The organism is Nitrospirae bacterium CG2_30_53_67 (assembly GCA_001873285.1).
Lineage (GTDB): Bacteria > CG2-30-53-67 > CG2-30-53-67 > CG2-30-53-67 > CG2-30-53-67 > CG2-30-53-67.
In genome coordinates this window covers 1-19,133 of sequence record MNYV01000148.1, presented here as the reverse complement: position 1 = coordinate 19,133, position 19,133 = coordinate 1, and the positions used below count along the sequence as shown (strand labels likewise).

35 protein-coding genes and 1 pseudogene are annotated in these 19,133 nt (G+C 53.5%); 33 read left to right on the top strand and 3 right to left on the bottom strand.

Features of this window, described 5'->3' with window-relative positions; translation table 11 throughout:
• The 33 genes and pseudogenes from AUK29_09510 to AUK29_09350 all read left to right on the top strand — a co-directional run bounded on the left by AUK29_09510 (position 1) and on the right by AUK29_09350 (position 17,918).
• A pseudogene (locus AUK29_09510) lies at positions 1–209 on the top strand (hypothetical protein).
• 18 nt (positions 210–227) lie between these two features.
• The gene (locus AUK29_09505; GenBank protein OIP62005.1) at positions 228–533 is read left to right on the top strand and encodes a 30S ribosomal protein S10; all 306 of its coding nucleotides are present in this window, start codon (positions 228–230) and stop codon (positions 531–533) included.
• A 139-nt stretch (positions 534–672) separates the two neighbouring features.
• Positions 673–1,332, top strand: a complete 660-nt coding sequence (locus tag AUK29_09500; protein OIP62004.1) for a 50S ribosomal protein L3 — start codon at positions 673–675, stop codon at positions 1,330–1,332.
• A gap of 16 nt (positions 1,333–1,348) precedes the next feature.
• Positions 1,349–1,975, top strand: coding sequence for a 50S ribosomal protein L4 (locus AUK29_09495; GenBank protein ID OIP62003.1), 627 nt, complete (start codon positions 1,349–1,351; stop codon positions 1,973–1,975).
• 2 nt (positions 1,976–1,977) lie between these two features.
• Positions 1,978–2,262: a 50S ribosomal protein L23 gene (locus tag AUK29_09490; protein ID OIP62009.1), complete on the top strand. Its 285-nt coding sequence runs from the start codon at positions 1,978–1,980 to the stop codon at positions 2,260–2,262.
• A gap of 123 nt (positions 2,263–2,385) precedes the next feature.
• Positions 2,386–3,210 carry a 50S ribosomal protein L2 gene (locus AUK29_09485; GenBank protein OIP62002.1) on the top strand — a complete coding sequence of 275 codons (825 nt, stop codon included), beginning with the start codon at positions 2,386–2,388 and terminating at the stop codon, positions 3,208–3,210.
• A 10-nt stretch (positions 3,211–3,220) separates the two neighbouring features.
• On the top strand, positions 3,221–3,502 hold the full coding sequence (locus AUK29_09480) for a 30S ribosomal protein S19 (protein OIP62001.1): 282 nt from the start codon (positions 3,221–3,223) through the stop codon (positions 3,500–3,502).
• Positions 3,503–3,548: 46 nt separating this feature from the next.
• Entirely contained in the window at positions 3,549–3,878 is a 330-nt protein-coding gene (locus tag AUK29_09475) for a 50S ribosomal protein L22 (GenBank protein OIP62000.1), read from the top strand.
• Between the two features lie 20 nt (positions 3,879–3,898).
• Positions 3,899–4,561: a 30S ribosomal protein S3 gene (locus tag AUK29_09470; protein ID OIP61999.1), complete on the top strand. Its 663-nt coding sequence runs from the start codon at positions 3,899–3,901 to the stop codon at positions 4,559–4,561.
• Positions 4,562–4,618: 57 nt separating this feature from the next.
• Positions 4,619–5,038, top strand: coding sequence for a 50S ribosomal protein L16 (locus tag AUK29_09465; GenBank protein ID OIP61998.1), 420 nt, complete (start codon positions 4,619–4,621; stop codon positions 5,036–5,038).
• A gap of 166 nt (positions 5,039–5,204) precedes the next feature.
• Positions 5,205–5,402, top strand: coding sequence for a 50S ribosomal protein L29 (locus AUK29_09460; GenBank protein ID OIP61997.1), 198 nt, complete (start codon positions 5,205–5,207; stop codon positions 5,400–5,402).
• A gap of 1 nt (position 5,403) precedes the next feature.
• Positions 5,404–5,661, top strand: a complete 258-nt coding sequence (locus AUK29_09455) for a 30S ribosomal protein S17 (protein OIP61996.1) — start codon at positions 5,404–5,406, stop codon at positions 5,659–5,661.
• A gap of 36 nt (positions 5,662–5,697) precedes the next feature.
• Positions 5,698–6,066 carry a 50S ribosomal protein L14 gene (locus AUK29_09450; protein OIP62008.1) on the top strand — a complete coding sequence of 123 codons (369 nt, stop codon included), beginning with the start codon at positions 5,698–5,700 and terminating at the stop codon, positions 6,064–6,066.
• Positions 6,067–6,138: 72 nt separating this feature from the next.
• Positions 6,139–6,459, top strand: a complete 321-nt coding sequence (locus AUK29_09445) for a 50S ribosomal protein L24 (GenBank protein OIP61995.1) — start codon at positions 6,139–6,141, stop codon at positions 6,457–6,459.
• 15 nt (positions 6,460–6,474) lie between these two features.
• Complete coding sequence (locus tag AUK29_09440) at positions 6,475–7,014, top strand: 50S ribosomal protein L5 (GenBank protein ID OIP61994.1); 540 nt, start codon at positions 6,475–6,477, stop codon at positions 7,012–7,014.
• Positions 7,015–7,068: 54 nt separating this feature from the next.
• Positions 7,069–7,254, top strand: coding sequence for a 30S ribosomal protein S14 (locus AUK29_09435; GenBank protein OIP61993.1), 186 nt, complete (start codon positions 7,069–7,071; stop codon positions 7,252–7,254).
• Positions 7,255–7,291: 37 nt separating this feature from the next.
• On the top strand, positions 7,292–7,690 hold the full coding sequence (locus tag AUK29_09430; protein OIP61992.1) for a 30S ribosomal protein S8: 399 nt from the start codon (positions 7,292–7,294) through the stop codon (positions 7,688–7,690).
• Between the two features lie 88 nt (positions 7,691–7,778).
• The gene (locus AUK29_09425) at positions 7,779–8,312 is read left to right on the top strand and encodes a 50S ribosomal protein L6 (GenBank protein OIP61991.1); all 534 of its coding nucleotides are present in this window, start codon (positions 7,779–7,781) and stop codon (positions 8,310–8,312) included.
• Between the two features lie 27 nt (positions 8,313–8,339).
• On the top strand, positions 8,340–8,705 hold the full coding sequence (locus AUK29_09420) for a 50S ribosomal protein L18 (GenBank protein OIP61990.1): 366 nt from the start codon (positions 8,340–8,342) through the stop codon (positions 8,703–8,705).
• 3 nt (positions 8,706–8,708) lie between these two features.
• Positions 8,709–9,239: a 30S ribosomal protein S5 gene (locus AUK29_09415; GenBank protein ID OIP61989.1), complete on the top strand. Its 531-nt coding sequence runs from the start codon at positions 8,709–8,711 to the stop codon at positions 9,237–9,239.
• Positions 9,240–9,277: 38 nt separating this feature from the next.
• Positions 9,278–9,478, top strand: coding sequence for a 50S ribosomal protein L30 (locus tag AUK29_09410; protein ID OIP61988.1), 201 nt, complete (start codon positions 9,278–9,280; stop codon positions 9,476–9,478).
• A gap of 13 nt (positions 9,479–9,491) precedes the next feature.
• Positions 9,492–9,935 carry a 50S ribosomal protein L15 gene (locus tag AUK29_09405; protein OIP61987.1) on the top strand — a complete coding sequence of 148 codons (444 nt, stop codon included), beginning with the start codon at positions 9,492–9,494 and terminating at the stop codon, positions 9,933–9,935.
• Between the two features lie 268 nt (positions 9,936–10,203).
• The gene (locus tag AUK29_09400; GenBank protein OIP62007.1) at positions 10,204–11,517 is read left to right on the top strand and encodes a preprotein translocase subunit SecY; all 1,314 of its coding nucleotides are present in this window, start codon (positions 10,204–10,206) and stop codon (positions 11,515–11,517) included.
• A 64-nt stretch (positions 11,518–11,581) separates the two neighbouring features.
• Positions 11,582–12,232, top strand: coding sequence for an adenylate kinase (locus AUK29_09395; GenBank protein OIP61986.1), 651 nt, complete (start codon positions 11,582–11,584; stop codon positions 12,230–12,232).
• Positions 12,229–12,981, top strand: a complete 753-nt coding sequence (locus tag AUK29_09390; GenBank protein ID OIP61985.1) for a type I methionyl aminopeptidase — start codon at positions 12,229–12,231, stop codon at positions 12,979–12,981. The genes AUK29_09395 and AUK29_09390 overlap by 4 nt, the downstream gene beginning before the upstream one ends.
• Before the next feature lie 17 nt (positions 12,982–12,998).
• A complete protein-coding gene (locus AUK29_09385) occupies positions 12,999–13,217 on the top strand; it encodes a translation initiation factor IF-1 (GenBank protein OIP61984.1) in 219 nt (72 codons plus the stop codon).
• A 254-nt stretch (positions 13,218–13,471) separates the two neighbouring features.
• On the top strand, positions 13,472–13,585 hold the full coding sequence (locus AUK29_09380; protein ID OIP61983.1) for a 50S ribosomal protein L36: 114 nt from the start codon (positions 13,472–13,474) through the stop codon (positions 13,583–13,585).
• 63 nt (positions 13,586–13,648) lie between these two features.
• On the top strand, positions 13,649–14,035 hold the full coding sequence (locus AUK29_09375; protein ID OIP61982.1) for a 30S ribosomal protein S13: 387 nt from the start codon (positions 13,649–13,651) through the stop codon (positions 14,033–14,035).
• A gap of 94 nt (positions 14,036–14,129) precedes the next feature.
• Positions 14,130–14,528, top strand: coding sequence for a 30S ribosomal protein S11 (locus AUK29_09370; protein OIP61981.1), 399 nt, complete (start codon positions 14,130–14,132; stop codon positions 14,526–14,528).
• Between the two features lie 255 nt (positions 14,529–14,783).
• Entirely contained in the window at positions 14,784–15,410 is a 627-nt protein-coding gene (locus AUK29_09365; protein OIP61980.1) for a 30S ribosomal protein S4, read from the top strand.
• 49 nt (positions 15,411–15,459) lie between these two features.
• Entirely contained in the window at positions 15,460–16,482 is a 1,023-nt protein-coding gene (locus tag AUK29_09360) for a DNA-directed RNA polymerase subunit alpha (GenBank protein OIP62006.1), read from the top strand.
• A 41-nt stretch (positions 16,483–16,523) separates the two neighbouring features.
• Positions 16,524–17,036 (top strand): 50S ribosomal protein L17, encoded by a 513-nt coding sequence (locus AUK29_09355; GenBank protein OIP61979.1) that lies wholly within the window; start codon positions 16,524–16,526, stop codon positions 17,034–17,036.
• Between the two features lie 12 nt (positions 17,037–17,048).
• Complete coding sequence (locus tag AUK29_09350; GenBank protein ID OIP61978.1) at positions 17,049–17,918, top strand: phosphatidylserine decarboxylase; 870 nt, start codon at positions 17,049–17,051, stop codon at positions 17,916–17,918.
• Positions 17,919–17,957: 39 nt separating this feature from the next.
• Here AUK29_09350 and AUK29_09345 read toward each other — a convergent pair whose 3' ends face one another.
• The 3 genes from AUK29_09345 to AUK29_09335 form a co-directional block, all read right to left on the bottom strand.
• Entirely contained in the window at positions 17,958–18,317 is a 360-nt protein-coding gene (locus tag AUK29_09345) for a hypothetical protein (protein OIP61977.1), read from the bottom strand.
• Between the two features lie 2 nt (positions 18,318–18,319).
• Positions 18,320–18,556, bottom strand: coding sequence for a hypothetical protein (locus AUK29_09340; GenBank protein OIP61976.1), 237 nt, complete (start codon positions 18,554–18,556; stop codon positions 18,320–18,322).
• 106 nt (positions 18,557–18,662) lie between these two features.
• The gene (locus AUK29_09335) at positions 18,663–18,920 is read right to left on the bottom strand and encodes a hypothetical protein (protein OIP61975.1); all 258 of its coding nucleotides are present in this window, start codon (positions 18,918–18,920) and stop codon (positions 18,663–18,665) included.
• Between the last annotated feature and the right edge of the window lie 213 nt (positions 18,921–19,133).

The window sequence follows — 19,133 nt, the reverse complement described above, 5'->3', positions numbered from 1 at the left end:
GATACCGGCCCCAGTTTTATTTTCGGACCACGGACGTGACCGGCGTGGTGACGCTTCCGGAAGGGGTTGAGATGGTCATGCCTGGGGACAACATATCGGTTCAGGTGGAGCTGATCACCCCGATCGCCATGGAGAAAGAGCTTCGGTTTGCCATCCGAGAAGGCGGGCGGACCGTAGGCGCCGGCGTCATCAGCGAGATCATCGAATAAATAAGAGGAGTCGGGAAGGTGGATCAGAAAATACGCATTCGGCTGAAGGCCTATGACTATAAGCTCCTGGATCAGTCCGTGTTGGATATTGTTGAGACGGCAAAGCGGACTGGCGCAAGAGTAGCCGGACCCATACCCCTTCCCACACGGATAGAAAAGTTTACCGTCTTAAGATCCCCCCATGTGGATAAAAAATCCAGGGAACAGTTCGAGATCCGGACGCACAAGCGGCTGATTGACATCCTGGAACCAACGCCGCAGACCGTGGATGCGCTGATGAAACTGGATCTCGCCGCCGGCGTGGATGTGGAGATCAAGTTGTAATGGGCACAGGGGTCAAGATACAAGGGGCCGAGGGGCCCAGGGGTCAAGGGTCCAAGCGCTTTCTTTCCAGCGTTTGTTCCGGTCTTTTACTTGAACCCTTGAACCCTCATATATTGAAGAAGCTGGAGAAGTAAAAACAATGATGACCGAGTTGATCGGGAAGAAGATCGGGATGAGCCAGGTTTTTGAGAAAGAGGGAGGCCGGCTTATTCCTGTAACGGTGGTACAGGCCGGTCCCTGCCGGGTCATCCAGATCAAGAGCGAGAAGACGGACGGCTATAATGCCGTGCAGCTCGGTTTTGAAGAAGAAAACAGGAAGAACCGGTTGAATAAGCCGGAGACCGGTCACTGCAAAAAGAACGGGCTTCCCCTGTACCGGCATCTGCGCGAGGTGAGGCTTCCGGATCTCTCCGGCATAGAGGTCGGCATGGAGTTCAAGGCGGATCTCTTCGCTGCAGGAGAGGAGGTTGCCGTAACCGGCATCAGCAAGGGAAAGGGGTTTGCCGGCGTGGTGAAAAGGCATGGTTTCAGCGGCGGGCCTATGTCGCACGGTTCTCGTTTTCACAGGTCGCCCGGCTCAATCGGCCACCATGCCACCCCGAACAAGATCTTTAAAGGGAAACCCATGGCCGGGCATATGGGCGTAGAACGGGTGACCGTGAAGAATCTAAAAGTGGTGGAGATTCTTCCGGACCAGAATATCATCCTGATCCAGGGCGCGGTGCCTGGAGGAGAGAACGGGATTTTGCGGATCAGGAAGAAGCCGGGGAAGGAAGCAGCGGCCAAGGGCAAAGAATAGAAAACCGGAGAGAACCATGCCGTTCGTAGATGTTGTAGATCAGAAGAATAAAAAGGTCGGGACCCTGGAGTTGAAGGATGAGATTTTCGGTATCCGCCCGAACAAAGGGGCCGTGTTTCTGGCGGTCCGCTCGCACCTGGCCGGAGTGAGGGCGGGCACGGCATCGACCAAGACCCGAGGCGAAGTGAGCTATTCAAGCATCAAGCCCTATCGTCAAAAGGGGACCGGAAGGGCCAGGGCCGGTTTCCGTGGATCTCCGATTTGGCGCGGCGGAGGAATTACGTTCGGCCCGAAACCCAGGACGTATGACCTGAAGGTTCCCAAGAAGGTTCGCAAGCTGGCCCTGAAGAGCGCCCTCTCCAGCAAGGTGATGGAGGGTAACCTGAAAATTGTGGAACGCCTGGAGATCGAAACGCCGAAGACGCGCAGCCTGCTCGGCATATTGAAGGATCTGGGCCTTTCAGGCAAGACCCTGATTGTGACCGCAGAGTCCCAGGAGTCGGTGATCTTGTCCGGCAGGAATGTCCCGGATATTGCCGTGCTCACGGCCGGGCGGGTGAATGTGTATGATCTCTTGAACATGGGAAAAGTCCTGATGACCCGTGACGCGGTGGAAAAGATTTCGGAGGCATTGTCGGCATGAAACTGAATGATTACCAGACCCTGATCCGGCCCCTGGTGACGGAAAAAAATGTGAAACTCAAGGAAGAGGAGAATAAAATATTTTTTGAGGTTTCTCCTGCTGCCAACCGGATCGAGATCAAAAAAGCCGTGGAAAGGGCCTTCAAGGTCAAGGTCAGTAAGGTCAACATCCTGAACCAAAAGGGAAAGCGCGTGGTGTTCAAAAGCAGCCGCGGAAAGCGCAAGGACTGGAAAAAGGCCATCGTTACCCTGAAGCCGGGAGAGCGTGTGGACTACCTGGAAGGGTAGTATGCCGGCCTTGACCATGAGGCGGATTGTTATACAGTGCGTCATAAGTCAACGACACCTTTAAGACGTTGAGCATAGATCTGCCTGAAGAAGATTCTGCGAAGCGGAGTAGTGGAGTAGAAGATGGGGATTATACGTTACAAGCCGACATCACCGGGGAGACGATTCCAGACCGTCTCTGATTTTGAAGAGATCACCTGCTCAGAACCTCATAAGCCCCTTCTGAGGCCTCTCACTGAGAGCGCGGGGAGGAATGTCTACGGGCGGATCACGATGAGGAGGAGGGGCGGGGGGCATAAACGCAGGTACCGTGTGATTGATTTCAGGCGCGATAAGATCGGCGTTCCTTCCAAGGTCGCGACCATTGAATATGATCCGAACCGGTCTGCCCGGATTGCGCTCCTTAAGTACCGGGACGGGGAGAGGCGTTACATCCTGGCCCCTGAAGGACTGCACGTGAACGACGAAGTCATCTCCGGGAAGGATGCGGATATCCGTCTCGGGAATGCGCTTCCTTTGCGGAACATTCCGCTCGGGACCCTGATCCACAACATTGAACTCCGTGTGGGAAAGGGCGGTCAGATCATCCGGAGCGCCGGGACCTATGCCCAGATCATGGCCAAGGAAGGAAAATATGCTCTGGTCCGCCTTCCTTCCGGCGAGGTCCGCAAGATCCTGCAGGATTGCATGGCCACGATCGGGCAGCTGGGCAATCAGGATCACGAGAACATTTCCATCGGCAAGGCCGGCCGCGCAAGGTGGCTGGGCATGCGCCCCAAGGTGAGGGGCGTAGCCATGAATCCGGTGGACCATCCCCATGGAGGGGGCGAAGGGAAGACCTCGGGCGGCCGGCACCCGGTGACCCCTTGGGGGGTTCCCACCAAGGGATATAAGACGCGCAAGAAGAAGCATCGCACCGACCGATTCATTATAAAGAAGAGAGGATAAGGAGGCTGATGTGGCACGATCGGTGAAAAAGGGCCCTTTTGTGGACCTACATCTGGAGAACAAGATCCGTAAGATGAACGAAAGCGGCGGCCGGGAGATCATCAAGACTTGGTCGCGCCGTTCAATGATCACGCCGGACATGATCGGTCATACCATCGCTGTGCATAACGGGATGAAGTTCATTCCGGTTTTCATTACGGAAAATATGGTCGGCCACAAGCTGGGCGAGTTTTCAGCGACGAGGACCTTCCGGGGCCATCGGTCGGAGAAGTCCACAGGAGTGACGAAATAACGCGCAGGGGATCGGCCGCAAAGAGACAAATTTTCAGGAATCAATCATGGAAGTCAAAGCCGTAGCAAGGTTCGTTCGCATATCGCCGAGAAAAGTCAGGCTGGTGGTGGATGCCATACGTGGGCATCGGGTGGAGGAAGCGATCGGCCTGCTGAGAAGCATCCCCCATCGTGCGGCCCCGGTGGTCGAGAAGCTCTTACAGTCGGCGGTGGCCAATGCGGAACAAAAAGAGATGAAGGACGTGGACAGGCTGCGGATCCGGTATGCCGTTGTAGATCCGGGTCCGACCATCAAGCGTTTTTTGCCGAGGGCCATGGGACGAGCAACGCCGATCCGGAAACGGACGAGTCATATAACCATTGTCGTCTCTGAATAGGGGAAAAGGAGGGTGATCCATTGGGTCAGAAGGTCCATCCTATAGGATTTCGTCTGGGATATATCAAAGACTGGAACTCCAAGTGGTTTGCAAAGAAGGACTATGCGGAACTCCTTCATGAGGATCTGCAGTTGCGCAAGTTCATCAAGGAGAAACTCTATCATGCCGGGATCGGCCGGGTGGAGATCGAGCGGGCCGCCAAACAGGTGCGGGTGAATGTCTATACGGCCCGGCCCGGGATCATCATCGGGAAAAAAGGATCCGAGATCGACAAGCTCAAGGCCGACATTCAGAATAAGATCAAGAAGAACATCTATCTGAATATCCGGGAGATCCGAAAAGCGGAGATGGACGCCCAGTTGATTGCAGAGAACGTAGCGCTCCAGCTCGAGCGGCGCGTGGCCTTCCGCAGGGCCATGAAGAAGAGTGTGGCAAGCGCCCTGCGTTTCGGCGCCAAGGGGATCAAGATCCATTGCGCCGGGCGCCTTGCCGGCGCCGAGATCGCGAGACGGGAATGGTACCGGGAAGGCAGGGTTCCGCTTCATACGCTTCGCGCCGATATTGACTACGGATTTGCAGAGGCGCAGACCACATACGGCCTGATCGGGGTCAAGGTCTGGGTCTTCAAGGGAGAGATCCTGGAGCCGGAGAAGAAGCTCAAGACCGAAGGGGTGCCGTTGTAATTCCGTTTTTATTTTACAATTTGAGATCATCTCCAATTGTAATGGAGCAGATGCATCATGTTGATGCCCAAGAAAGAGAAATATAGAAAACAGATGAAGGGAAGGGCCCGAGGGAAGGCCAAAGGCGGGGTCAGCATTGATTTTGGGGAATACGGGCTCCAGGCCCTGGAGATGGGCTGGATCACGAGTAAGCAGATTGAGGCGGCCCGAATTGCCATGACACGCTATGTCAAGAGGGGCGGCAAGATCTGGATCCGGATTTTCCCGGACAAGCCGGTCACCAAAAAACCGGCGGAGACCCGCATGGGCAAAGGCAAAGGCGCTCCTGAATATCACGTGGCGGTGGTGAAGCCCGGCAGAATTCTCTATGAGATGGAGGGCGTCACCGAGCAGATCGCGATGGATGCCCTGAACCGGGCGGCCAGCAAGCTCCCGATCAAGACGAAGATTATTTCCAAACATGGGGTGGTTGCATAGTGGCCCGTTTCGTAAATACGTTGGCATTCGAGTGCCGCAGGGCCGGCTTATCTTCGTTACGCTCCCTGCGGCGTGCCACAGAGGGTACGCCTCGGTCACGTGCCTTGATGAACCGCCCCTGCGACCCTCTCGGTGCGTCACCATATTTACGAAAAGGACCACTTAGATGAAAGCTTCAGAGATCAGGGATTTAAGCATCGAGGAGATCGATGCCAAGGAAAAGGAACTGCTGTCAGAACTTCTCAACCTGCGGTTTCAGAAGGAGACCGGGCAGATGAGCAGTCCGGCGCGCATTCGGGAGGCCCGGAAAGACATTGCGCGGGTCAACACAATTCGGAAAGAAAAATTGAAAGGCCTTCGTTGACATGGAAAAACAAAGCAAGAAAAGAAGCCTGCGGGGTGTTGTGACCAGCAATAAGATGGACAAGACCGTTGTGGTTTCCGTACAGCGGTCCATGATGCACCCTCTCTACAAGAAGATCATGAGGAAGAGCAAACGGTACAAGGCCCATGATGCGAAGAACGAATGCCGGATCGGCGATACGGTTCGAATCCTGGAATGCAGGCCGCTCAGCAAAGAGAAACGTTTTCGGGTCGTGCAGATCATGGAACGGGTGAAGTAATCGGATGAGGATCTCTCAGGGAGTTTGGAGGAAACCATGATCCAGCCTCAAACCACGTTGAACGTGGCGGACAATTCAGGCGCCAAGAAGTTGATGTGCATCCATGTGATGGGCGGGTCAAAGGTCCGTTATGCGCGTGTCGGAGACATCATTGTTGCGTCCGTAAAGGAAGCCATTCCGAGAGGGAACGTCAAAAAAGGCACGGTCGTCAAGGCGGTGGTGGTCAGGACCAAGAGGGCCCTGAAACGCAAGGACGGATCCAGCATCCGATTTGACGACAATGCCGCTGTGATCATCAATGCTCAGATGGAGCCGGTCGGGACGCGTATCTTTGGTCCGGTGACACGCGAGCTCAGGTGGAAAAATTTCATGAGGATCATTTCTCTGGCCCCGGAGGTCCTGTAGCGCGCCGGGTTTGTTGATGCAGGATTCCCCGTCCGAAAGCGTCGGGGGTTCATTTCAGGATGGAAGAAAGATATGGCGGCGGTAAAGAAAAATGATACGGTCCAGGTGATGGCCGGGAAAAACAAGGGAAAGAGAGGAAAGGTCCTCAGGGTTTTCCCTGAAAGGGACCGTCTCGTGATTGAGAAAGTCAACTATATCAAGAGGCATACCCGGCCCAGCGCGGAGAACCAGCAGGGCGGGATCATAGAAAAGGAAGGGAGCATCCACGCTGCCAATGTGATGGTGGTCTGCGAAAAATGCGATGCGCCCGTCAAGAGCAGGCATAAGAAACTGGAAGATCAGAAAAAAATTCGGGTCTGCGCCAAATGCGGAGAGCCGCTGGATCGGACGTAACGTCGGGGAATCAACATGGCAAGGCTTAAGGAAAATTACAAGAAAGACATTGTTCCATCGCTGATGAAGCAGTTTGGATATTCCAGTGTGATGCAGGTTCCCCGTCTCATGAAGATCGTGGTGAACGTGGGTATGGGAGAGGCGATTCAAAATCCAAAACTCCTGGAATCGGCCGTGGCTGAGCTTCGTCAGATCACCGGCCAGCAGCCGGTGGTCACGCTGGCCAGGAAGTCCATCGCGAATTTCAAGCTTCGGGAAGGCATGGCCGTGGGATGCAAGGTCACCCTGCGCAAAAACATGATGTATGAATTTCTGGATCGTTTGATCAATACGGCGCTTCCGCGCATCCGGGATTTCCGGGGTGTTCCCGGGAAGTCCTTCGACGGACGCGGGAACTATTCCTTGGGTCTTTTGGAGCAGAGCATTTTCCCGGAGATCAAATACGACAACGTCGAGAAGGTCCATGGGATGGACATTATCATTGTCACGTCGGCGAAGACCGACGAGGAGGCCAAGGCCTTGTTGTCGGGCTTTCACATGCCTTTCAGGAATTAACCGGAGGTCACCCGGCTCTCTGAACCGTTCAAACGGAAAAATGGAGGAATACGATTGGCCAAGACGTCTTTAATCATCAAGCAGCAGAGGAAGCCGAAATTCAAGGTCAGGGCATACAACCGATGCAGAATATGCGGCAGGCCGAGAGGGTATATCAACCGGTTCGAGCTCTGCAGAATCTGTTTTCGCCAGCTGGCCCTGAGAGGGGATATCCCCGGGGTGACGAAATCAAGTTGGTAGGAATATTTTTAAGGAATATGATTACAGGAGTCCATGCATGTCCATGACCGATCCCATAGCCGATATGCTCACACGTATTCGGAATGCCGTCAAGGCGCAAAAACAAGAGACGGACGTTCCGGCTTCGGAGATCAAGATTGCGCTCTCGAAGATCCTGAAGGAAGAAGGCTTCATCAAGAACTTCAAGGTTTTAAAGGATAGTCCTCAGGGGACGATACGAATCAGCTTAAAGAAACCGGAAGGGAAAGAGAGCGTCATCCACGGAATCGACAGGATCAGCAAGCCTGGGATGCGGGTCTATGTGAAGGTGGATGAGATCCCGAACATCAGGAACGGCTTGGGCGTGGCGATCCTCTCAACGCCCAAAGGGGTGATCACGGACCGGCAGTGCAGGAAAGAACATGTGGGTGGAGAGGTGTTGTGCGCCGTCTGGTAGGAGATCCGATCTGTTAACCCTGCCTTAAAAAGGTGTAACGGCCGGGGGTGAAGACGGTTCTCCGGTTTAACGGTTAAAGGAAAAAGAGATGTCGAGAGTAGGAAAATTGCCGGTGATTCTGCCCAAAGGCGTGAAGGCGGCGCTCAAGGATTCGACCTTGGAGATCAAGGGGCCGAAAGGGACCCTTTTGAGGAAAATCCCGCCGGATATCTCGGTTGAACTCCAGGAAGGAAAGATCCTGGTCCACCGCGCATCGGATTCCAGAGAACATCGCGCCTTTCATGGGTTGATTCGGAATCTGATCGCCAACATGGTCCATGGTGTGACAAGCGGTTTTTCCAAGATTCTGGAGATCAATGGCGTGGGATACAAGGCGCAGGTTAAGGGACGGTCCGTGGAGTTCAATCTCGGATATTCCCATTCCATTCTATTCCCGCTTCTGGAAGGGGTGGAAGCCTTGGTGGAGAAGAGTATCATCACCATTTCCGGGATCAACAAGGAGGACGTGGGGCAGACCGCGGCAAACATCCGCGCCCTTCGCCGGCCGGAACCCTATAAGGGCAAAGGGATCAAGTATCAGAAGGAAAGAATCATCAGAAAGGCCGGAAAGACCACCAAGTAGGCCTGATCATAAAGGGGAAGAAGAACCGTGGAGAAAAATACCAAGAGGGTGGCCCGAATCGCAAGGCATCAGAGGGTTCGGAAAAAGGTGTCCGGCGCTCAGGGAAGTCCGAGACTGTCCGTTTTCAGGAGCGCACGGCATATCTATGCGCAGGTCATCGATGATATCCATTCCCATACCATCGCAAGCGCATCTACCTTGGATCCGGTGTTCCGGGACCAGAAGGTAGATGGCGGGAAAAAGGAAGCTGCGAAGTGGGTCGGTCAGGAGATTGCAAGGCGGGCCCAGGAGAAAGGGATCAAGAAAGTGGTCTTTGACCGCGGCGGTTATAAATTTCTTGGGCGTGTCAAGGTTCTCGCCGAAGCCGCCAAGGAATCCGGGCTCAAATTCTAAGGAATGAGGATGATGAATAAAGGGAGGGACTCTTTGGAGAAAAAGAATGACCAATCCGGCGAACTGATCGATAAAATCGTTCATATCAACCGTGTGGCCAAAGTCGTAAAAGGCGGAAGACGCTTCAGTTTCAGCGCCCTTGTGGTTGTCGGTGACGGTAAAGGAAGCGTGGGATACGGCAAAGGCAAGGCCAATGAGGTCCCGGAAGCCATCCGGAAAGGGATCGAGGAGGCCAAGAAAAAGATGGTGACGGTCTCCCTTCGCTCGAAGACGATTCCTCATCAGGTGATCGGGCATTATGGGGCCGGAGAAGTGGTCATGAAACCGGCTTCCGAAGGGACGGGCCTGATCGCCGGCGGGGGTGTGCGGGCCGTTTTGGAAGTGGTCGGTGTCCAGGATATCCTGACCAAATGCGTCGGGTCCAGCAATCCTTACAATGCTGTACGCGCGGTCATGGATGGACTGCTCAAATTGAGAGATGTGGAACAAATTGCAAAGCTCAGAGGCAAGACTGTGGACGAATTGACCGCTTAGCGTGGACCGGGCCGTGGATACGAAAGGTTGATGGACTCATGGGACAGTTAAAGATCACACTGAAAAGAAGCCCGATCGGGAAGCCCAAAAAACACAAGGAAATCATCCGCGGCCTGGGTCTGAAAAGGACACAGCAGTGGGTGATTCGCAAGGATACTCCGGAAATATGGGGAATGGTCAATAAGATACCTCACCTGGTGGATGTGGAAAATGTGATGGATGAAGCCGTCAACGATTGAGTAAGGATGGAAGATGAGATTACATGATTTAAAGCCCCCGAAGGGGTCCACCAAGAAGCGCAAAAGGATCGGCAGAGGGAACGCCTCCGGGCATGGCGGGACATCGACCCGAGGGCACAAGGGACAGAACGCCCGTTCAGGCGGCAGTAAAAAGGCCGGCTTCGAGGGAGGGCAGATGCCATTGCAGAGGAGGCTCCCCAAGCGGGGGTTCACCAACATCTTCCGCAAGGAATATACCATCCTGAACCTTTCCCGGCTGGATCTCCTCGAAGGAACGGATCAAGTGGATCCTGAGATCCTGCGCGATAAAGGGGTGGTCAAACAAATGCGTGCCGGGCTGAAGATTCTCGGCGCCGGTGAGCTCCATCGTCCCATGGTGGTGAAGGCGCACAAATTCAGCAAAAAGGCGGCCGAGAAGATCCGTGCAGCCGGCGGAACGGCCGAGATCATAAAATAAGGTTCATCTCCAAAAGAGTGGGTGAAGACATCAGGGGTCAAGGGGTCAAGGATTCCAGGGGTCAAGTGAAGTGCTAAAAACATAAGGGGCCGAGGGTCCTAGGGGTCAAGGGTTCCAGTATTTATCTCTGAAAATTTTGCTTGCGTTTCAGTATCTCACTTGAACCCTTGACCCCTCGACCCCTGGAACCCTATGGATCTTCAACCCTCGAACCCTTTTTACCCACTAAATGGGAGAAGAACCACAATTTATTATATCGGAGATCCGGTTGTTAGAGAGCCTGCAGAACATTTTCAAGGTTCCTGAATTAAAGAGAAGGATCCTTTTCACACTCGGGTTTCTGGCGATTTACAGGGTAGGGTGTCATGTCCCGATCCCGGGAATAGATTCAAAGGCCCTCTCCGAGTTCTTCCAGTCTCAGGAGGGGGGAATTCTCGGATTCGTGAGCATGTTCTCCGGCGGGGCGCTGAGCCGTATGACGGTCTTTGCCTTGGGGATCATGCCGTACATCAGCGCCTCGATCATCCTGCAGCTCCTGACATCGGTGGTGCCGAGTCTTGAGCAGTTGGCCAAGGAAGGGGCGGCGGGACGGAAAAAGATCACGCAGTACACCCGGTATGGAACGATCCTTCTCAGCATCATACAGGGCGCCGGCATTGCCGTCGGCCTTCAGAGCACCACGAGTCCGGGCGGCGCCCCCATCGTGATCCACCCCGGACCCGGATACCTGATCTTCACCGTGATCACCCTGGTGGCGGGAACGGCCTTCATCATGTGGCTCGGTGAACAGATCACCGAGAAGGGGATCGGGAACGGGATCTCCCTGATCATCTTTGCAGGGATTGTGGCGGCCATGCCCTCTGCCGCGGCCCAAACCGCGACCTTGGTCCGGGGAGGGATCATGCAGCCTTATGTGGTTCTGGTCATCCTGCTGCTGATCGTTTTGGTGACAGGGGCCATCATCTTTATGGAACAGGGGCATAGAAAGGTGCCGGTCCAGTATGCGCGGCGGGTGGTCGGCCGCAAGGCCTATGGCGGCACGGATACCCATATCCCGTTGAAGATCAATACCGCGGGCGTGATCCCGCCGATCTTCGCCTCTTCGATCATCCTCTTCCCGGCGACCATCGCCCAGGTGATTCATCATCCCTGGATGCAGGCGGTGGCCGGGAGTCTGAGCCCGGGGAGTCTGGTTTATATGATCCTCTATGTAGGATTTATCATTTTTTTTACTTTTTTTTATACGGCGGTGATGTTCAATCCCGTGGACGTGGCCGAAAACATGAAGAAGCAGGGGGGGTTTATCCCGGGACTCCGGCCTGGGAAGAATACATCGGACTACCTTGACAAAGTCCTGAGCAGGATCACCTTTGTCGGGGCCCTTTATCTTTCGGCGGTCTGTGTGCTTCCGATGTTTTTGATCCAGGAGCTGAACATCCCCTTCTACTTCGGGGGGACGTCCCTTCTCATTGTTGTGGGTGTGGCGCTCGATACCTTGAGACAGATCGAATCCCATCTTCTGCAGCGCCAATATGACGGCTTTTTGAAGAAGGGGAGGATTCATGGACGGAGCGGGCGCTGACTTCAAACGTGAATGAAGAGAGGGAGCCGAAAATAAGAAACAAGAGAAAGGAAGGGCACAGAAAATGCGAATGATACTTTTAGGGCCTCCGGGGGCAGGGAAGGGTACGCAGGCCAAGAAGCTGGTTGAAAAATACGGCATACCACAGATATCAACCGGCGACATTCTCCGAGAGGCCGTGAAGAACAAGACCTCCCTGGGCAAAGAGGCAAAGTCCTACATGGACAAAGGGGCGCTGGCGCCTGACCACATCGTGGTGGGGATTATCCGTGAGAGGCTTAAGAGCAGCGATTGCGCCAAGGGGTACGTCCTCGACGGATTTCCGAGGACCGTCCCCCAGGCCGATGAGCTCAAAAAGGCCCTGAAGAATATGGGACAGTCCATTGACTATGTCTTGTCGATCGTGGTCCCCAATCCGGAGCTGATCAAAAGGTTGACCGGCCGGAGAACGTGCAAGGAATGCGGCGCCGGGTTCCATGTATTTTTCAAAAAACCCGCCAAGGATGGAATCTGCGACCAATGCGGCGGGTCCTTGTTCCAGCGGGACGATGACAAGGAAGAGACCATCAAGAACCGTCTTAACGTCTACAACAAGCAGACCGAACCCCTGATTCAGTACTACAGGAAGGACGGCGTTCTGGTGGAGATCCATGGGACCGGAGGGATTGAGGATATCTTCGGCCGGATCCGCGCGGTGATTGAGAAGCAGGGATGATCATTCTCAAGCATCCCGATGAGGTGGAGAAGCTGTACGAGGCCAACCAGATCGTGGCCCATCTATTGGAGATGTTGAGGGAATGGGCCCGGCCCGGGATGACCACCTTGGAGATGGACCGTATTGCGGAAGAATTCATCGGGAAGAACGGGGCTAAGCCGGCATTCAAAGGATACAAAGGGTATCCGGCGACTCTGTGCACTTCGGTCAATGAGGTTGTGGTCCATGGGATCCCTTCAAAAAAACAGGTTCTCAAGGAAGGGGATCTGATCAGTATAGACGTCGGGGTGGTTTTAGACGGATACTACGGTGATTCAGCGCGGACCTACCCGGTCGGCGCCGTTTCCGAGGATGCGGCCCGTTTGATGCGGGTGACCGAGGAGGCCCTGTGCCGGGGGATTCAAAAGGCCACGGTCAAGAATCGGCTCTTTGATATATCCAGCGTCATTCAGGAATATGTTGAGAGTCATTCCTATTCCGTGGTCAGGGCCTTTGTGGGCCATGGGATCGGGCGCAGCCTGCACGAAGAACCCCAGATCCCGAATTTCGGGTTCCCCAACAGGGGACCGAGATTGAAAGAGGGGATGGTCCTGGCCATCGAGCCGATGGTGAATATGGGACATTGGGATGTGACGATTTTGGAGGACAACTGGACCACGGTGACATCGGACCGGAGCCTTTCGGCTCATTTTGAACATTCCATTGCCGTCTTGAATCAGGGGCCGAGGATTCTGAGCCAGGCGGCCTGACGGAATATAAAGGAAATATGGCCAAGGAAAATGCGATAGAAGTTGAAGGGACGGTCCTGGAGCCGCTTCCGAACGCCATGTTTAGAGTCGAGCTGGAAAACGGGCACAAGGTCCTGGCCCACATCTCCGGGAAGATGCGCCTTCATTACATCAAGATCCTTCCCGGTGACAAGGTTAAGATCGAGCTGTCCCCTTATGACCTGACGAGAGGGAGGATTACCTACCGGCACAAGTAAGACCCGTTGGAGAACCAACTTCTCTAACGGTTGGGGCGGCTCTCGTCAATAGAGTCTAAGTGGCCCTGTTCGTAAATATGGTGACGTACCGAGAGGGTCGTAGGGTGGTCTCATCAAGGCGTGCGGCTGAGGCGTACCCCTCCGGTACACCGCAAGGAGCGCAACTTTGACCCGGCCGCCATACGGTACTCGAATGCCACCGTATTTACGAATAGTGCCACTAAGGTCCGGAATACGGGAAAGGAAGTAAAAACATGAAGGTCAGGGCTTCGGTAAAAAAATTGTGTGAGAAATGCAAGATCATCAGAAGGAAGAATGTGGTCCGTGTGATTTGTGTCAATCCCAAGCACAAACAGAGGCAGGGATAACCTTCCCCTGCCGGAAGGACTGCCGGCGGGGGCGCAGGCAGGCATGCATAAAGGAGATAGACTTTGGCAAGAATAGCAGGGGTGGACGTACCGAATAACAAACGCGTGGAAATCGGTCTGACGTATATTTATGGTATCGGCCGATCCCGCTCCAAGGAGATCCTGAAAAAGTCAGATGTAGATGAGAACACCCGGATCAAAGACCTGACCAGCGAGCAGATCGGTAAGATCCGGGATGTGATCGTATCGGACTATCGTATCGAAGGGGATCTTAGAAAAGAGGTCTCCATGAGCATCAAACGGCTGATGGATCTCGGGGTTTACCGGGGCATCAGGCACAGACGGGGACTTCCGGTCAGGGGCCAGAGGACGCATACGAATGCAAGGACGCGCAAAGGACCGAGACGCGGTGTTGCCGTCAAGACTAAAAAGGTATTGAAGACCAAGTAGGGACGAGACTGCGCCGGCCCATGGCCGATTTTGGGTATAGCCGGTCAAAGGCATCGTGGTAGGATACGGCCGGCAAGCCGTGTCAGGAGGCATCATGGAAGAGACGAAAAAGAAAACCCCGGTCCACAAGAAGAAGGAGAAGAAGAACGTCCAGAACGCGGTGGCCCACATCAAGGCGACATTCAACAATACCATCGTCACCATTACGGATGTGGGCGGAGACGTGATTGCCTGGTCCACAGCCGGCGGGCAGGGTTTCAAAGGGAGCCGCAAAAGCACACCCTTTGCCGCTCAGGTCGCCGCTGAGAATGCGGCCAAAAAAGCCATGGAGCATGGTGTCCGCAAGGTGGAGGTCCTGGTCAAGGGCCCCGGCATAGGCCGGGAATCCGCCATCCGGTCCCTTCAGGCATCGGGCCTTGACATCACGCTGATCAAGGACGTCACCCCGATTCCTCACAATGGGTGCAGACCTCCGAAACGGCGGAGAGTCTGAAAACAGGAAATGGAAAATAGGAAATAGAAGACAGAAGAGAACAAGAGCAAGGTTAAATTTATTTTGAGAGCATACGATACTTAATGGATTCGTAAAAAGTCCAAAAACTCCCTCTCCCTTGATGGGAGAGGGTTAGGGTGAGGGTGACAAGTATTTATATTGCAATCCATTATCATCCCCCTCCCCTTTGTCCCCTCCCGCCAGGGGAGGGGACAATATGACTTTTTACGAAGCCGCTATTTCAGGAGGTGTTCATTGGCAAGATATATTGGTCCGGTCTGCCGGCTCTGCCGCAGGGAAGGGGAAAAGCTTTTTTTAAAAGGCGAACGCTGTTTCAAGGAGAAATGCAGCGTGGAACGCCGAACCTACGCCCCGGGACAGCATGGGCAGCGCCCCAAAAAGCTCTCAGAATACGGGATGCAGTTGAGGGAAAAACAGAAGGTCCGCCGTATTTACGGGGTCATGGAGAATCAATTTCGTTCCTATTTCAAAGAAGCGGACCGGAAGAAGGGGATCACCGGAGACAACCTGCTGCGCCTTCTCGAGGCCAGACTGGATAATGTCATATACAGGCTTTGTTTCGCGGATTCAAGGACCGAGTCGAGACACCTCATCCGGCATGGACATTTTCAGGTCAACGGGAAGAAGGTCAATATTCCCTCTTTCATGGTACGGCCCGGAGAGGAGATCTCGGTCCGGCCAAAGAGCATGAAAATCCAAACGATTCAGGCGAGTTTTTCAGCCGTGGATCGGCGGGGGGTCCCTGCATGGCTGGAGGTAAACAAATCCGAGATGAAGGCGTCGGTCAAGTACCTTCCTGCCAGGGAAGAGATCGCTCTTCCTGTCCGGGAGCAGCTTATTGTGGAACTCTATTCCAAGTAAGATGATTCTTGTTCCAAAAGGCATTCTCACCCATGAAGGGGGCTTTTCTATGGCAATGTTATTGAAAGGTTTTCAGAAACCCAAGCATTTAAATTATGAATCCGAGATCTTGACGGATACATACGGGAGGTTCTACGCCCAGCCCTTTGAACGGGGATTCGGCACCACGATCGGGAACTCCCTCAGGAGGATCCTCCTTGCTTCCATCGAGGGAGCGGCCATCACATCCGTCAAAATCGAAAAGGTGATGCACGAGTATTCCACCATTCCCGGTGTGCTGGAAGATGTCTCGGAAATCATCCTGAACCTCAAGGGGGTCTATTTCAGGATGCATACCGACAAGCCCAAGCTGATCCGTCTCAAGGTCAAAGGGAAGAAGGAGGTCAAGGCCGGAGATATCGCTACCGATGCGGAGATTGAGATCATCAATCCGGAGCATCATATCGCTACACTCGAGAAGGATGCTGAGCTGGATATGGAGATGGAGATCCGCCTGGGCCGCGGGTATGTCCCGGCCTCTGAGGATTTGGAAAGGCGCAAGAGCATCGGGGTGATCCCCGTGGATGCGGTCTACAGCCCGATCCAGAAGGTCAACTTCAGCGTCGAGAATGCCCGTGTGGGTCATGCCACGGATTACGATAAGCTGATCCTCGATGTCTGGACCAACGGGACCATCAAGCCGGACGACGCCATTGCCTATGCCGCCAAGATCCTGAAGGACTACATGTCGATTTTCATCAACTTCGAGGAGGAGGTCGAGGAAGAAACGCCCGTCGTGGACCAGAAAGATGAAAATTTCAGAAGCTGCCTGCTCAAGAGCGTAGAGGAACTGGAACTCTCGGTCCGTTCCTACAACTGTCTGAAGAAGGCCGAGATTAAGACCATCGGAGAGCTGGTGCAGAAGACAGATTCCGAGATGCTCCGGACCAAGAATTTCGGCAGGAAATCGCTCAACGAGATCAAAGAGCTTTTGACCGAGATGGGGCTTTCACTCGGGATGAAAATCGATCCGAGTTTTCTAAAGCCCAAGCCTGACAAAGAAAAAGAAAAAGACAAAGAAAAAGAAAAATAGGACTCAAGTCAGCGCCGCTTTGATGCCGAAAGGATAGTGCCATGCGACACAACATAGCAGGAAGAGCCCTGAGCCGGACGTCGAGCCACAGGGCCGCCTTGATGAAGAACCTTGCAGGGTCGTTGATCCGTTACGAAGCCATTGAAACCACCCTCCCTAAGGCCAAGGAGCTTCGTCCTTTTGCCGAAAAACTGATCACCGTCGGAAAGAAAGGAACGCTTGCCGCCAGGAGGCGGGCCTTTGATCTCCTTCGGGACCTGGACCTGGTCAAAAAACTTTTCGATTCCCTGGCGCCTCGTTTCAAGGAGAGAAACGGCGGATATACGCGGATCCTCCGGACTCGGACCAGACCCGGGGACGGGGCGGTGATGGCCGTGATCGAGTATCTGGACAGAGAGCTGAAAGCGCCGAAAAAAACAGAACCTGAAAAACCCGAGAAGAAAAAAAGCCTTCTGAAAAAGGTGATGGAGAAGGGAAAGAGCCGGAAACCAAAGGCCGAATCCCCCGAAGCCGGCAAGGACAAGAAAAAACCCGAGAAGTCAAAAAAGAGCTGACCTGATTCCGTCATGGGGTATTACGCGAAAAAGCTCGACCATCTCTTCCTGCGCCTTTTGTATCTCTTGCCCAAGCATCTGATCTCCCGTATCACGGGATGGTTCGGGAGGATCCCGCTCCCGTTCCCGCTGAATCTTATTCTGGTCCGCGCCTATGCGGCCCTATACCATGTCAATCTCTCAGAGGCTGAGCTCCCTCCCTCGCAATACCATACCCTGAACGCATTCTTCGTCAGGAAACTGAAACCATCAGTTAGGCCCATAGACCCGGATCCCAAACATATTCTCTCTCCAGTCGACGGCACGGTGATCCGTTCAGGCCCCGTCAGCAACGGCACACTGCTTCAAGCCAAGGCATGGACATACACCCTCCGGGACCTGCTCGGCGGCCCTGAACGCGCCGCCGATTTTCTGGGAGGATCATCCGTTACCCTCTACCTTTCTCCCTCGGATTACCACCGGATCCACGTGCCGGCAGATGCAGAGGCCGAGGCATTGCAGTACATCCCCGGCCGGCTCTTTCCGGTGAATCGGTACTCCCTCGACAGGATCAAAAACCTTTTCGTGATCAACGAACGCCTGGTAGTCCACATGAAAACCGGTCTGGGGCAGATGGCCATGGTCATGGTCGGGGCCGTCAATGTGGGAAAGATCCGGATCACATTCGACGAGATCAGAAATCAAGTCTTTCACAAAGGCCCTTTCTTGAGGAGGTACCGTCCGGCGATTACCCTCCGGAGAGGAGAGGAGATGGGGCGCTTCGAACTGGGTTCCACGGTCATCCTCCTCTTTGAAAAGGACCGGGTGGAACTTACCGTTCAAGAGGGACAACACGTCCGGGTGGGGGAGCCGATCGGAATTATAGCTTGTTACAAACAGTAATCATCTTGCCACAAAGTCACAAAAAAAACATAAAAAATTCTATTTCCTTATCCTGAACTTGCCGTTTTGATAAGTGCAGAAACTATCTGCGAGCAAGTCGCCAAACTCGATGAGTACTTTTTGTACAACAGAAAGCTTTTCATCTCTTCCGGCATCCTCCATTCTGAGAAGGAGTACGCCAATGTGTCTCTGTTTATGGTGATAAACAAGTTCACCAAAATCCTTATCCATCGTAATCACAACCCTTTTTTCATTAGTGGACAACTTCAGTATTTCTGAATCACGCATCCTTGGATCGATGTCTCTGACAGCGAGAACATCAAATTCCTGAGACCGGAGCCAAGACTCTATATTCTTCCCGACTCCAACATCTACGAGAAACTTCAAGCTTTTTTTCATATTTATTTGAGTTCGAAAACGCGCTCTTCAGAAATGATTTCTGCTGCATAGAGAAGAGCTGCCTGAATATCCGCAGGTTCGAGTTCCGGATATTCTTCTAAGAGCTCTTTAACCGGGATACTGTGAGCAAGAGCCTTGATGATCTGTTCTACGCTGATTCGAAGCCCCCTGATGGTAGGTTTGCCTACCAACACATCTGGATCGATCGTGATTCTGGACAAAAGTTCTTCTTTCTTCATAAGATCACCTCAGAAAAAAAATATATTCGTATGTTATACGAAATGGAATGCAACTGTCAAACGGAAAAACTCGCATCTTAGAGACTTAGTGGCAAAATCATTTTTTTCAATAATCCACCTGCGCCACGGTCCCCTGCAGCTTCATCTGGTTTTCCAGCATATTCACCTTTTCATACAGCGCCGAAATCAGGGCCTGCTGCTGCTCCATGGATGCCTGCTTTACCTTGAGCGTGTCAATCTCTTTCTGCTGTTCTTTGATGGCTTCCACGAGCAGGGGAACCAAATTTGCCGTAGCTATCGAATAGTAGTCGCCCTTCTTCTGCACCACCTCGGGTACAATCTCCTTCACCTCCTGAGCAATCATCCCAACTTGCCTTCCTTCCCCACGCGTTTCAGTATCATTCCAGGTAAAGTAAACGCCTCTCAACTTTAGGACTTGATCAAGGCCGTTATCTATTTCTCGAATATCTTTTTTAAGCCCTCGGTCCGAGTCGTTATACCACGCACTTGTTCCTCCTGCATCACCGTATACAAAGAGTTTTCTCGAAGGACTCGTCGTCCCGATGCCGACGTAGCC

What these genes read in the sequence shown, in the direction of transcription:
- AUK29_09460 (OIP61997.1), top strand. Translation starts at nt 5,205, where the DNA reads ATGAAAGCTTCAGAGATCAGGGATTTAAGCATCGAGGAGATCGATGCC.
- AUK29_09455 (OIP61996.1), top strand. Translation starts at nt 5,404, where the DNA reads ATGGAAAAACAAAGCAAGAAAAGAAGCCTGCGGGGTGTTGTGACCAGC.
- AUK29_09390 (OIP61985.1), top strand. Translation starts at nt 12,229, where the DNA reads ATGATCATTCTCAAGCATCCCGATGAGGTGGAGAAGCTGTACGAGGCC.
- AUK29_09350 (OIP61978.1), top strand. Translation starts at nt 17,049, where the DNA reads ATGGGGTATTACGCGAAAAAGCTCGACCATCTCTTCCTGCGCCTTTTG.
- AUK29_09475 (OIP62000.1), top strand. Translation starts at nt 3,549, where the DNA reads ATGGAAGTCAAAGCCGTAGCAAGGTTCGTTCGCATATCGCCGAGAAAA.
- AUK29_09340 (OIP61976.1), bottom strand. Translation starts at nt 18,556, where the DNA reads ATGAAGAAAGAAGAACTTTTGTCCAGAATCACGATCGATCCAGATGTG.
- AUK29_09345 (OIP61977.1), bottom strand. Translation starts at nt 18,317, where the DNA reads ATGAAAAAAAGCTTGAAGTTTCTCGTAGATGTTGGAGTCGGGAAGAAT.
- AUK29_09355 (OIP61979.1), top strand. Translation starts at nt 16,524, where the DNA reads ATGCGACACAACATAGCAGGAAGAGCCCTGAGCCGGACGTCGAGCCAC.
- AUK29_09485 (OIP62002.1), top strand. Translation starts at nt 2,386, where the DNA reads ATGGGGATTATACGTTACAAGCCGACATCACCGGGGAGACGATTCCAG.
- AUK29_09405 (OIP61987.1), top strand. Translation starts at nt 9,492, where the DNA reads ATGAGATTACATGATTTAAAGCCCCCGAAGGGGTCCACCAAGAAGCGC.
- AUK29_09380 (OIP61983.1), top strand. Translation starts at nt 13,472, where the DNA reads ATGAAGGTCAGGGCTTCGGTAAAAAAATTGTGTGAGAAATGCAAGATC.
- AUK29_09430 (OIP61992.1), top strand. Translation starts at nt 7,292, where the DNA reads ATGTCCATGACCGATCCCATAGCCGATATGCTCACACGTATTCGGAAT.
- AUK29_09360 (OIP62006.1), top strand. Translation starts at nt 15,460, where the DNA reads ATGGCAATGTTATTGAAAGGTTTTCAGAAACCCAAGCATTTAAATTAT.
- AUK29_09335 (OIP61975.1), bottom strand. Translation starts at nt 18,920, where the DNA reads ATGATTGCTCAGGAGGTGAAGGAGATTGTACCCGAGGTGGTGCAGAAG.
- AUK29_09385 (OIP61984.1), top strand. Translation starts at nt 12,999, where the DNA reads ATGGCCAAGGAAAATGCGATAGAAGTTGAAGGGACGGTCCTGGAGCCG.
- AUK29_09500 (OIP62004.1), top strand. Translation starts at nt 673, where the DNA reads ATGATGACCGAGTTGATCGGGAAGAAGATCGGGATGAGCCAGGTTTTT.
- AUK29_09410 (OIP61988.1), top strand. Translation starts at nt 9,278, where the DNA reads ATGGGACAGTTAAAGATCACACTGAAAAGAAGCCCGATCGGGAAGCCC.
- AUK29_09425 (OIP61991.1), top strand. Translation starts at nt 7,779, where the DNA reads ATGTCGAGAGTAGGAAAATTGCCGGTGATTCTGCCCAAAGGCGTGAAG.
- AUK29_09370 (OIP61981.1), top strand. Translation starts at nt 14,130, where the DNA reads ATGGAAGAGACGAAAAAGAAAACCCCGGTCCACAAGAAGAAGGAGAAG.
- AUK29_09415 (OIP61989.1), top strand. Translation starts at nt 8,709, where the DNA reads ATGAGGATGATGAATAAAGGGAGGGACTCTTTGGAGAAAAAGAATGAC.
- AUK29_09450 (OIP62008.1), top strand. Translation starts at nt 5,698, where the DNA reads ATGATCCAGCCTCAAACCACGTTGAACGTGGCGGACAATTCAGGCGCC.
- AUK29_09440 (OIP61994.1), top strand. Translation starts at nt 6,475, where the DNA reads ATGGCAAGGCTTAAGGAAAATTACAAGAAAGACATTGTTCCATCGCTG.
- AUK29_09395 (OIP61986.1), top strand. Translation starts at nt 11,582, where the DNA reads ATGCGAATGATACTTTTAGGGCCTCCGGGGGCAGGGAAGGGTACGCAG.
- AUK29_09495 (OIP62003.1), top strand. Translation starts at nt 1,349, where the DNA reads ATGCCGTTCGTAGATGTTGTAGATCAGAAGAATAAAAAGGTCGGGACC.
- AUK29_09465 (OIP61998.1), top strand. Translation starts at nt 4,619, where the DNA reads ATGTTGATGCCCAAGAAAGAGAAATATAGAAAACAGATGAAGGGAAGG.
- AUK29_09445 (OIP61995.1), top strand. Translation starts at nt 6,139, where the DNA reads ATGGCGGCGGTAAAGAAAAATGATACGGTCCAGGTGATGGCCGGGAAA.